10 protein-coding genes are annotated in these 11,844 nt (G+C 70.6%); 9 read left to right on the top strand and 1 reads right to left on the bottom strand.

The features are described from left to right. Nucleotides 1–47: 47 nt before the first annotated feature. On the bottom strand, nt 48–1,829 hold the full coding sequence (locus tag ABZ906_RS21395) for a helix-turn-helix domain-containing protein (RefSeq protein WP_361384769.1): 1,782 nt from the start codon (nt 1,827–1,829) through the stop codon (nt 48–50). A gap of 223 nt (nt 1,830–2,052) precedes the next feature. On the opposite strand from ABZ906_RS21395, the gene ABZ906_RS21390 reads away from it, so the two are divergent. The 9 genes from ABZ906_RS21390 (at nt 2,053) to ABZ906_RS21350 (ending at nt 11,655) form a co-directional block, all read left to right on the top strand. Then, nucleotides 2,053–2,535, top strand: a complete 483-nt coding sequence (locus tag ABZ906_RS21390; RefSeq protein ID WP_361384766.1) for a general stress protein — start codon at nt 2,053–2,055, stop codon at nt 2,533–2,535. Between the two features lie 74 nt (nt 2,536–2,609). Then, entirely contained in the window at nt 2,610–4,508 is a 1,899-nt protein-coding gene (gene dnaK, locus ABZ906_RS21385) for a molecular chaperone DnaK (RefSeq protein WP_361384763.1), read from the top strand. 9 nt (nt 4,509–4,517) lie between these two features. Next, nucleotides 4,518–5,141 (top strand): nucleotide exchange factor GrpE, encoded by a 624-nt coding sequence (gene grpE / locus ABZ906_RS21380; protein WP_361384760.1) that lies wholly within the window; start codon nt 4,518–4,520, stop codon nt 5,139–5,141. A gap of 6 nt (nt 5,142–5,147) precedes the next feature. Further along, complete coding sequence (locus ABZ906_RS21375; protein WP_361384758.1) at nt 5,148–6,098, top strand: DnaJ C-terminal domain-containing protein; 951 nt, start codon at nt 5,148–5,150, stop codon at nt 6,096–6,098. Continuing rightward, nucleotides 6,095–6,502, top strand: a complete 408-nt coding sequence (locus ABZ906_RS21370) for a chaperone modulator CbpM (RefSeq protein ID WP_361384755.1) — start codon at nt 6,095–6,097, stop codon at nt 6,500–6,502. Before ABZ906_RS21375 ends, ABZ906_RS21370 begins: the two co-directional genes overlap by 4 nt. After that, nucleotides 6,493–9,132: an ATP-dependent chaperone ClpB gene (gene clpB / locus ABZ906_RS21365; protein ID WP_361191668.1), complete on the top strand. Its 2,640-nt coding sequence runs from the start codon at nt 6,493–6,495 to the stop codon at nt 9,130–9,132. The genes ABZ906_RS21370 and clpB overlap by 10 nt, the downstream gene beginning before the upstream one ends. Continuing rightward, entirely contained in the window at nt 9,129–9,587 is a 459-nt protein-coding gene (gene trxA / locus ABZ906_RS21360; RefSeq protein WP_361384752.1) for a thioredoxin, read from the top strand. The genes clpB and trxA overlap by 4 nt, the downstream gene beginning before the upstream one ends. 71 nt (nt 9,588–9,658) lie before the next feature. After that, on the top strand, nt 9,659–9,922 hold the full coding sequence (locus tag ABZ906_RS21355) for a UBP-type zinc finger domain-containing protein (protein ID WP_361191674.1): 264 nt from the start codon (nt 9,659–9,661) through the stop codon (nt 9,920–9,922). Continuing rightward, nucleotides 9,922–11,655 carry an FAD-dependent oxidoreductase gene (locus tag ABZ906_RS21350; protein ID WP_361384749.1) on the top strand — a complete coding sequence of 578 codons (1,734 nt, stop codon included), beginning with the start codon at nt 9,922–9,924 and terminating at the stop codon, nt 11,653–11,655. Before ABZ906_RS21355 ends, ABZ906_RS21350 begins: the two co-directional genes overlap by 1 nt. Nucleotides 11,656–11,844: the final 189 nt, after the last annotated feature.

Raw genomic sequence — 11,844 nt, 5'->3', positions numbered from 1 at the left:
CCGGAGCCGGTGGCACTCCCTTCCGGGCAGTACGCCACCGCGGGACATCAGCCGGATCCGCCCAGCACGATCTTCCACACTCGGGTCGCCACCTGGAGGTTGAGCCGGCTTTCGACGTTCGCGAGGTCGTTGCCGCTGATCTCGCGGATGCGCTGCAGCCGGTAGCGCAGCGTGCTGCGGTGGATCGCCAGGGACGCGGCGGCCTCGTCGTAGTTGCCGCCGCAGTCGAAGTACCGGGAGAGGGTCTCCACCATGGTTGCGTGATGTCGGGCGTCGTAGTCGATGAGCTGCCCGAGCCACTCGTGGACGAACGTCTCCAGTTCCTGGTGATCGGCGCCAGGTCCCAGGATGCGGTACAGGCCGAGGTCGTGGAAGAAGGTGGTGCCGTACCGCTCGCGGGAGCTGAGGCGCACCTCGAGGGCACGCTGGGCCTCCTGGTAGCGCTGGGGGATGTCGGGCACGGAGTCGGAGGGGGCGCTCACCCCGATCGTCCCGGACGGTGTTCCGGTCTCCCGGGCGAGCGCCTCGTGCAGCGCGCGAGCGGGCGGCCTGTCGTCAGCGACCAGGACGATGTGGTCGGGGCGTCGGGTCAGCAGCGAGTGCATGCCGACAGCAGAGGCCGCGCGGGCTACGGTCCGGGCGAATGCATCGTCTGCGGTCCGGTTCGACCACTTCACGACGACGACGTAGTGGCTGCGGTGCAGGTCGTGGCCGACTGCCTCGGACCGGGCGTAGGCGCTCGCGGTGTCCGTCCCGGCCAGGAGGTCGTCGGCCAGCTCACGGTGCAGCCTCAGTTCCACTTCGGCCAGATTGCGCAGGTGCGCCAGCTCCAGGGCGAGCGTCGCGGCGGCGTGTTCCAGCGCGAACACGGTGTGTTCGTCGGCCGCGCTCAGGGCGTCGACCAGCGCCAGCACGCCCAGGATCTCGCCGTGTGGGCGGACCAGGGTGATCAGCCGGTCCTTGATCCGTACGGGCCCGGCCTCCCGGGCGACGGCGTGCAGCATGTCGTTGTGGCCGGCGGGGTCCGGCTCCGGGTAGGGGTCGGGTCGGCCGGGGCCTGACCAGGCCTTCAGCCGTCCGAAACGGTCTTCGACCAGCGCGGGAAATCCGGTGAGCTCGTGCAGTGCGCGGGTCACGGCCTCCTCACCGCCGCCCGAGGCGGCGATGTCGGCCATGAGCGCGTGAACGGCCCCCTGGTATCCCAGCTCAGCCACCACGGAGATCAGCTGCTGCTGAAGAGTCGCACGTTCCTCCTTGACCCGGTGCAGCTCCGCCGCGTCCTCGCGTTGGCGGCGCTGCGCGAAAGCGACGGACAGAGCAGCGGCGGTGTGCCAGACGAGCGTGGCGAGCCGGTTTCGCTGGGCCCCTGTGGGGCGGGTCCGGGACGTCACCACAAGGTAGCCGTGAAGTCCCTCCAGCCCGCGCAGCGCCAGGGCCCGGCCCCAGGGCCTGCCGGGAACGGTCACGGGGCCGTCCTGCCCCTCCAGCTCCCGAACCCTGCGGTCCACGGCTGCGGCATGGGTCGGCCCGTTCCTGGGGCTGGGGACCAGGTCGCCGTCCACCTCGAGGTATCCGGCTTCGGCACTGTATGGCCCGGCGGCGGCGATGTGCTGCATGGCCAGGCGCAGGATCTCGCCTGCGTCCGGGGCCGCGAGCAGGGCGCGGGAGAGGGCCACCAGCTCGTGGAGGGCCTCGTCAACCGGGCTCGTGGCGGATGGGCGCGGGCTTTTGCGTGCATGCGCGGGATGCCGCCCGGCGCTACCCGGCGGAAGGCTGTCCTCCCAGTCGGAGCAGCGGCCGTACACATGGTGTGACCGGCTGCCGGTCATCGGATCACTCCGTTCTCCCCGCAGCTCCGGGGAGGCGATCGCTCGGATGCCTACCCACTCGGGGGCGACTCATCCGAGATGTCCAGATTCCTCTCTCTCATACTCGCGGGGCTATCGGGCCCGTGCACTTCTGACCCGTGGGGAGCAGGCGCGAGGGCGCCCGGCCAGCGAACCTGGACAGCGTCTGGCAGCCTCCGCGCGCATCGGCAGGAAGGACCGGGCGATGACTGAGCAACCTCGCAGGCCGATTGCTTCGTACAAAACGTACGAAGAAGCCGAACGAACCGTTGACCATCTCTCTGACCAGGGGTTTCCCGTGGAAAGGGTGGCGATCATCGGTCAGGACCTGCGCCTGGTGGAGCAGGTGACCGGCCGGATGGACTACGGCAGGGCCGCGCTTCACGGAGCGGCGAGCGGTGCACTCCCCGGTGCGCTGATCGGCTGGCTTTTCGGCCTGCTGAACTGGCTCGACCCCCTCGTCTCCGCACTGCTCCTCGCGGTGTACGGGCTGGTCTTCGGAGCGATCGTCGGTGCGCTGTTCGGCGTACTGCTGCACGCGCTGCAGGGCGGCCGCCGGGATTTCGCCTCGCTCAGCTCGCTGCAGCCCGGCCGGTACGAGGTCGTCGCGGACGAGGCGGTGGCCGACGAGGCGGTGCGGCTGCTCGGCGCGCTGCGTACCACCGGCGGAGATTCCACTCGTACCTGAACGAACGTGATCCGGCCTGAACAAACGTGATCCGGAGAGACGGCGGAGACCGCCGCACCGGGAGGAGATTCCTCATGGCCAAGGCAGTGGGTATCGACCTGGGCACCACGAACTCGGTGATCGCCGTGTGGGAGGGCGGCGAGCCGTCCGTGGTGCCCAACAGCGAGGGCAACCGCACGACACCATCCGTGGTGGCGTTCACCGACACCGGCGAGCGTCTGGTGGGCCAGATGGCCCGGCGCCAGGCGATCCTCAACCCCAAGGAGACCATTTACTCGGCCAAGCGATTCATCGGCCGGCACTTCGACGAGGTCTCCGACGAGGCCAAGGCGGTCGCGTACGACGTCGTCGAGGGCGACGGCGGCGAGGCCCGCTTCAAGGTGCGCGACAAGTTGTACGCGCCTGAGGAGATCAGCGCCCAGGTGCTGCGCAAACTCACCGAGGACGCCTCCAAACAGCTGGGGGAACGGGTCACGGAGGCGGTCATCACGGTGCCCGCCTACTTCAACGACGCCCAGCGCACGGCCACCAAGGACGCCGGCCGGATAGCCGGACTGGAGGTGCTGCGGATCATCAATGAGCCGACAGCCGCGGCCCTCGCCTACGGCATGGACAAGCAGCAGCACGAGACCGTCCTCGTCTTCGACCTGGGCGGCGGGACCTTCGACGTGAGCATCCTCGACGTCGGCGACGGCGTGGTGGAGGTGCGCTCCACCGCCGGTGACAGCCACTTGGGCGGCGACGACTTCGACCGGCGCCTGGTGGACCACCTCGCGGACGACTTCCAGAAGGAGAACGGCATCGACCTGCGCAAGGACCCGCAGGCGTTGCAACGGTTGTTCGAGGCGGCGGAGAAGGCCAAAACCGAGCTGAGTTCGGTGACCCAGACGCAGGTCAGCCTGCCGTTCATCACCGCCGACGCCTCGGGCCCCAAGCATCTCACCGACACGATCATGCGGTCCACCTTCGAGCAGATCACCGGCGACCTGGTGGAGCGGTGCCTCGGGCCGGTCCAGCAGGCCATGACCGACGCCAAGGTCGGCGAAAGCGACATCGACGAGGTCATCCTCGTCGGCGGCTCCACGCGCATCCCCGCCGTGCAGGCTCTCGTGCGCCGGCTGACCGGCGGCAAGGAACCCAACATGAGCGTCAACCCCGACGAGGTCGTGGCCTTGGGCGCCGCGATCCAGGCCGGGGTGCTCAAGGGCGAGGTCAAGGACGTCCTGCTGCTCGATGTCACCCCCCTGTCGCTGGGTGTCGAGACACGTGGCGGCGTGATGACGAAGATCATCGAGCGGAACACCACCATCCCGGTGCGCCGCTCCGAGACCTTCTCCACCGCCGAGGACAACCAGCCCGCCGTCGACATCGTCGTCCTCCAGGGCGAGCGCGAGCTGGCCGCCGACAACCGGGTCCTCGGACGGTTCCAGCTCACCGACATCCGGCCGGCGCCGCGCGGCGAGCCGCAGGTCGAGGTCACCTTCGACATCGACGCCAACGGAATCCTCAACGTCACGGCCCGCGATCGCGACACCGGCAAGGAACAGGGCATCACGATCAGCGAGAGCTCCAACCTGGACCGCAGTGAGGTCGAACGCATGGTCCAGGAGGCCGAGCAGAACCAGGGCCAGGACCACGCACTGCGCGAGGCCATCGACGCCCGCAATGAGCTCGATGCCGTCGCCTACCAGGTCGAAAAGCGCCTCGCGGAACTGGGCGACGCGGCGCCCGCGCACGACAAGGCACGCGCCGAGATGCTCGTGTCCGATGCCCGGGCGGCGGTCAAGGAAGAGGCGGACGTCGCGCGCGTGCGGCCCCTGACCTCCGAACTCCAGCAGTTGCTCGCGGGCCTGGCGGCCCACCAGGGCTCCGCCGACACCGGCGGCCCCGGGCAGGACGCCACCACCGGCGGTCCCACGAGCGGCAGTGACGCCAACGACGACGTCATCGACGCCGAGTTCGACAAGGACTGAGGAACCGCCATGGCGATCCACCCCGAGCAACCCGACCCGCCCATACCCGAGCACACCGATCCGGCTCCGGAAGGCGCCGTAGACCCTCCCTCAGGAGATCTTCCGCGCTCGGGTCCGCCGAGGGGGCAAGAGGAGCCTGCCACGGACGAGGAAACCGGTCCCGACGCGGCCGGCGCCGGCCCCCCGCCGTCCGAGGACGAGTACTCGGCCGAGCTCCAGGAACTGCAGGACCGCTGGCGCCGCGCGCTCGCCGACCTCGACAACCTGCGCAAGCGCCACGCCAGGGAACTGGAGCGGGAGCGCAAGGCCGAGCGTTCCCGGACGGCCGCCGCCTTCCTGCCCGTCCTGGACAACCTCGAACTCGCCCTGACCCATGCCGGCGCCGATCCCGGGGCCATCGTGGAGGGCGTCCAGGCGGTCCGCGACCAGGCGGTGAACGTCCTCGAACTGCTCGGCTACCCGCGGCACGCGGAGACCGGCGTCGCCTTCGACCCGGCCCGGCACGAGGTGATCGGCGTCGTCGAGGATCTCGACGCCTCGCCGGGCACGGTCGTCGACGTGCTGCGCCCCGGCTACGGGGACGGCGAACACCAGCTGCGCCCCGCCGCCGTGACTGTCGCGAAACGGGAGTGACCGGCGATGGCACAGGACTTCTACGAGGTGCTGGGCGTGCCGCGATCCGCGAGCCAGGACGAGATCCAGCAGGCATATCGCAAGCTCGCCCGCAAATACCACCCCGACGTCAACAAGGACCCGGGGGCGGAGGAACGCTTCAAGGACCTCAACGAGGCACACAGCGTTCTGTCGGACCCCAAGACCCGGGCCCGTTACGACCGCTTCGGCGAGGACTTCCGCAAGATCCCCGAGGACTTCGACGAACGGGTCGCGGCCGGCGCGGGCGGCGGTTTCCGCGCCCGGTCGACGGCGGGCGCGGGTGGCCCCCGGGCCCAGTACGCCGGCTTCGGCGACGACTTCGCCACGGACGGTGTCGACATCGAGGACCTGCTCGGCTCGCTCTTCGGAGCCGGCGCCGCCCGCGGCGGTGTACCGGGCGCCGACCAGGAGGCCGAGCTGTCGCTCACCGTGGAGGAGGCGTTCAAGGGCGGCCGTCGCACCGTCACGCTGGCCGGGCCCACCGGGCAGCCGCGGCGGTACGAGGTCAACGTGCCGCCGGGCGTCACCGAGGGACAACGCATCCGGCTGGCGGGGGAAGGCGGCCGGGGGCGGGGCGATGCCCCCGGAGGCGACCTGTACCTGCGGGTGCGTATCCAGCCCCACCCGCAATTTCGCCTGGATGGCCGCGATGTCCATGTCCAGGTCCCCGTCACCCCCTGGGAAGCGGCCCTGGGCGCGACCGTGCCCGTGCCCACCCCTGGCGGCGGCACGGCCAAAGTCACCGTGCCCGCGGGCTCGTCCAGCGGCCGGCGACTGCGGCTGCGCGGCGAGGGCATGCCCAATCCGCGCGGCGCAGACGGCGACCTGTACGCCGAACTCCGCATCATGGTGCCGCCCACCCTGGGCGACCGGGAGCGCGAACTGTTCGAGGAGCTCGCCGCCACCTCTTCCTTCGACCCCAGGAGGACGCGATGAACGACCGACCCGCTGGAGCGCCAGGCATCGGCCGGGCCGGCACGGGCGGCCCTGCGGTACGAGCGGGAACCGGCCTCACCGCCACGACGGCTGTCCGGTACGCGCTCGTGCCCGTCCGCCGACTCTCCCTGGACGCCGTGGCCCGTCGTTCGGGCCTGCACCCCGACCTGATCCGCCGGTTCGTCGCCCTCGGATTGGTCGACGCCGACCGCGACGCCGCGGGGCAACTGGTGTTCGCCCCCACGGCCCCGGCGCTGCTGGCTCGCATCCAGCGGCTGCGCTCCGGACTCTGCCTCAACTACGCCTCGATCGGCCTGGTGCTCGACCTGCTCGATCGCATCAGTCTGCTCGAAGCCGCCCTGCAAGGGCGCGGCACGAGGAGTGAAAACCCCCCATGGACATGAATCGTCTCACCCAGAAGTCCCAGGAAGCCCTCCAGGAAGCCCAGACCGCGGCCGTCGGCATGGGGCAGACCGAGGTCGACGGGGAACACCTGCTGCTGGCACTCCTCGAACAGGAGGACGGCCTGATCTCGCGGTTGGTGCAACAGGCCGGCAGCGACCCGGACGCACTGCGCGAGGCCGTGCGCGAGGAACTCTCCCGCCGCCCGAAGGTCACCGGCTCCGGCGCGGCCCCCGGCCAGGTCTTCGTCACCCAGCGGCTGGCCCGCCTGCTCGATGCCGCCGAACGGGAGGCCAAACGCCTCAAGGACGAATACGTGTCGGTGGAGCACCTCGTGCTCGCCCTGGCGGAAGAGGGCTCGTCGACCGCCGCCGGGCGTCTGCTCAAGGAGGCCGGCGTCACCAGGGACTCGTTCCTGAGCGCGCTCACCCAGGTCCGCGGGAACCAGCGCGTCACCTCTGCCAACCCCGAAGTGGCCTACGAGGCGCTGGAGAAGTACGGCCGCGATCTCGTCGCCGAGGCACGGACCGGCAGCCTCGACCCGGTCATCGGCCGGGACGCCGAGATCCGCCGCGTCACCCAGATCCTCAGCCGCAAGTCCAAGAACAACCCCGTCCTCATCGGTGACCCCGGCGTCGGCAAGACCGCCATCGTCGAGGGTCTCGCCCAGCGCATCGTCCGCGGCGACGTGCCCGAAGGGCTGCGCGACAAGACCGTGTTCGCCCTCGACATGGGCTCCCTGGTCGCCGGGGCCAAGTACCGCGGTGAGTTCGAGGAACGGCTCAAGGCCGTGCTCAGCGAGGTCAAGGCCGCCCAGGGGCGCATCCTGCTCTTCGTCGACGAACTGCACACCGTCGTCGGCGCGGGTGCCGCCGAAGGAGCCATGGACGCGGGCAACATGCTCAAGCCGATGCTCGCGCGCGGAGAACTCCACATGATCGGCGCCACCACCCTCGACGAGTACCGCAAGCACATCGAGAAGGACGCCGCCCTCGAGCGCCGATTCCAGCAGGTGGTGGTCGACGAGCCGAGCGTGGAGGACACCATCTCCATCCTGCGCGGACTGCGCGAACGCCTGGAGGTCTTCCACGGCGTGAAGATCCAGGACACCGCGCTGGTCTCCGCGGCCATCCTCAGCCACCGTTACATCACCGACCGGTTCCTGCCGGACAAGGCCATCGACCTCGTGGACGAGGCGTGCGCCCGGCTGCGTACCGAGATCGACTCCATGCCCGCCGAACTCGACGAGATCACCCGCCGCGTCACCCGCCTGGAGATCGAGGATGCCGCCCTCTCCAAGGAGACCGACCCCGCGAGCAAGACCCGCCTGGAGGAACTGCGCAAGGAACTCGCCGACCTGCGCGGCGAGGCCGACGCCAAACACGCCCAGTGGGAGGCCGAACGGCAGGCGATCCGCCGCGTGCAGGAGCTGCGCCAGGAACTGGAGCAGGTCCGCCACGAGGCGGAGGAGGCCGAACGCGCCTACGACCTCAACCGCGCCGCCGAACTCCGCTACGGCCGCCTGCAGGACCTCGAGCGCCGGCTCGCCGCGGAGGAGGAGCAACTGGCCTCCAAACAAGGGGAGAACCGGCTGCTGCGCGAGGTCGTCACCGAGGAGGAGATCGCCGAGATCGTCGCCGCCTGGACCGGCGTTCCCGTCGCCCGCCTCCAGGAGGGCGAACGCGAGAAACTGCTGCGCCTCGACGAGATCCTGCGCGAGCGCGTCGTCGGCCAGGACGAGGCCGTCAAGCTCGTCGCCGACGCCATCATCCGCGCCCGCTCCGGCATCCGCGACCCGCGCCGCCCCATCGGCTCGTTCATCTTCCTCGGCCCCACCGGTGTCGGGAAGACCGAGCTGGCCAAGACCCTCGCCCGGGCCCTGTTCGACTCCGAGGAGAACATCGTCCGCCTCGACATGAGCGAATACCAGGAGCGGCACACCGTCAGCCGGCTCATGGGCGCCCCGCCCGGATACGTCGGCTACGAGGAAGGCGGCCAGCTCACCGAGGCCGTACGCCGCAAGCCGTACTCGGTGGTGCTGTTCGACGAGATCGAGAAGGCACACACCGATGTCTTCAACACGCTGCTGCAGATCCTCGACGACGGCCGCATCACCGACGCCCAGGGCCGCACCGTCGACTTCCGCAACACCGTGATCATCATGACGTCCAACATCGGATCCGAGCACCTCCTCGACGGCGCCACCGCCGAGGGCGAGATCACCCCTGATGCCCGCGCCCTGGTGATGGGCGAGCTGCGCGGGCACTTCCGCCCGGAATTCCTCAACCGCGTCGACGACATCGTGCTGTTCAAGCCGCTGGGCGAGCGGCAGATCGAGCGGATCGTGGAGCTGCAGTTCGACGAGCTGCGCCAGCGGCTCGCCGAGCGCCGCATCACCGTCGCACTCACCGACGCCGCCCGGGAGTTGATCGCCCACCAGGGCTATGACCCGGTGTACGGGGCCCGTCCGCTGCGGCGCTACATCTCCCATGAGGTCGAGACGCTGGTCGGGCGCGCCCTGCTGCGCGGCGATGTCCAGGACGGTGCCACGGTGCGCGTCGACGCCCAGCACGGAGAGCTGGTGGTCACCTACGACCAGCAGGCAGAGGCCCGGGAAGCGAGTGCGGCATGAACACCACCCGGACGACGACGGTGACCTGCCCGAACTGCGGGCGCGGCAACCGGATTCCGGTGGCCGCCGAGGGACGGCCCAGGTGCGGCCACTGCAAGCAGCCCCTGCCCTGGCTCGTGGACGCCGGCGACGACGACTTCGCCGAGATCGCCGAGCGGGCCTCCGTGCCCGTGGTCGTCGATCTCTGGGCCACCTGGTGCGGCCCCTGCCGCATGGTCAGCCCCGCCCTCGAACAGGTCGCCCGCGACCTCGCCGGACGGATCAAGCTCGTCAAGGTCGACGTCGACAAGAACCCACAGCTCAGCCGCCGGTTCGAAGTGCAGGCCGTTCCCACCCTCCTTGTTCTGGACCAGGGCGAGCAGGTCGCCCGGCAGGCCGGCGCGGCACCCGCGCACGTTCTGCGCGAGTGGGTCGAGCAGGCGATGGCGGGCCGGTCAGCCCCAGCAGGCGGATGAGCACGCTGCGTTGACCCGGTAGCGCCAGGAGTCCGCAGCCCCGGCGCCCCGTGCACGGAAGGAGAACCCTCATGACCACGATTCCCGACCCCCACCTGGCGATGGTGCGCCCAGTGATCCCGCTCACCCCCGACGGCTGCCAGGAATGCCTCAAAGAGAATTCGCCGTGGGTACACCTGCGCCTCTGTCTGACCTGCGGGCACGTCGGCTGCTGCGACTCCTCTCCCCTCAAGCACGCCAGACGGCACGCCGGAAGCGTCGGTCACCCCGTCGTGCAGTCCTTCGAGCCGGGAGAGGACTGGCGCTGGTGCTTCGTTCACGAGGCCCTGGTCTGATGAGCACGACCGAGCACGAGCATGGTGCGGTCGGTGAGACGCCTGACCGGTACGGAGCATTCCCGCGCCTCACGCCGGAGCAGCTCGCGGACCTGACCGCGCACGGCGAACGCCGCCCGACTGCCGAGGGCGAGGTGCTCTACCGGGAGGGCCGGCCGATCCGCGAGTTCCTCGCGATCATCAGCGGGACCGTCGAGATCCTCCACGACCAGGGCGGGCCCGACGAGCGGACGGTGGCCGTGCACGGACCCGGCAGATTCCTCGGCGAACTCGGTCTCCTTGAGGGACAGGCGGCGTTCGACACCGCCGTGGTGCGCCAGGCGGGCGAGATCCTGGCCGTACCGGTGGAGCGGCAACGCACACTGGTCGGCCGCGACCCTGTCCTCGGCGACCTGATTCTCCGCGCCTACCTGGGCCGCAGGTACCTGCTCATCGGCCTCGGCGCCGGCTTCCGGATCCTGGGATCGTGCTACTCACCGGACACGCTGCGGCTGCGGGAGTTCGCCGCACGCAACCGGTTGCCCCACCGCTGGCTGGATCTGGAGAAGGACAAGGAGGCTGAGGCGCTACTGCGCCGGTTCGCCATCCGTACCGAGGAGACACCGGTGGTCCTCTGGAAGGGCGACCGGGTGCTGCGCAATCCGAGCAACGCCGAACTGGCCCGGCTCATCGGGCTGCCCGCCCCGGCCCCCTCCTCCGATGCCGGACGGTGCGACGTGTTGGTCGTCGGTGCGGGCCCCGCGGGCCTCGCCGCCTCCGTGTACAGCGCTTCCGACGGCCTCACCACGGTCACCGTCGACGCGGTCGCCACCGGGGGCCAGGCCGCTACCTCCTCACGCATCGAGAACTACCTCGGCTTCCCGTCGGGCATCTCCGGGGGCGAGCTCATCGAACGCGCGGTGCTCCAGGCCCACAAGTTCGGTGCCCGCCTCATGGTCCCGGCGGAGGTCAGCGGGCTCACCCAGCAGGACGATGAGTACGCCGTCACCTTCACGGACGGATCCCGGGCCCGAGCGGGCGCCGTAATTCTCGCCTCGGGCGTGTGGTACCGCAGGCTCGAAGTGCCCGGCATCGACCGCCTGGAGGGCGTCAGCGTCTACTACGCGGCGACGGTCCACGAGGCCAGTCTCTGCCAGGCAGATCCGGTCGCCGTGGTCGGCGGCGGCAACTCCGCCGGGCAGGCGGCGCTGTTCCTCGCCCACCACGCGTCCAGGGTCCGCCTCCTCGTCCGGGGCGATGACCTCAACGCGGACATGTCGCGCTACCTGGTGGACCAGGTGGAGCAGCACCCCACGATCGAGGTACTGCTCCACACCGAAGTACGAGGCGTCGGCGGGAGAGAGAAGCTGGAGTCGCTGACGGTGGAGGACAACGCGAGCGGTGAGCGCCGCGAGCTGCCGGCCGCGGCGCTGTTCGTGTTCATCGGGGCCCGGCCGCGCACGGACTGGCTCCAGGGCGTGCTGGCCCTGGACGAGAAGGGCTTCGTGCTCACCGGCGCCGACGCCCGGGCGGTGGCCGATGCGCGTCGGTGGGACGCGCTGGGCCGCGATCCGATGCTGCTGGAGACCACCCTTCCCGGGGTCTTCGCCGCCGGCGATGTCCGCAGCGGTTCGGTCAAACGGGTGGCCTCGGCGACCGGTGAGGGGGCCATGGCGATCCGCCTCGTGCACGAGCACCGGGAACAGGCGGGCAACCTCGTCCGGTCCGCGGGCCCCGAGGGCCTCGCCCGGTAGCGGGTCAATCGGCGCCACCCTGGCAGTGACCGCCCCCGACGGCCCCCGGCCGGCCCTCCGCGATATCGCCTGCGCCTGCTGGCGGGGGCCGGCGTGTCGCGCGAAGTGCCGCCGTTGCCGTGCAGGCATCCTGTGGGAGCCTGCGATCGTCGGAGGTAGCCGACGGGAAGGGTCGCGGTCGTGCATATG

It is taken from the genome of Streptomyces sp. NPDC046925 (assembly GCF_040644915.1).
Lineage (GTDB): Bacteria > Actinomycetota > Actinomycetes > Streptomycetales > Streptomycetaceae > Streptomyces.
Note: the sequence above shows the minus strand (reverse complement) of the source record. Positions and strands in the feature narration are given on the sequence as shown.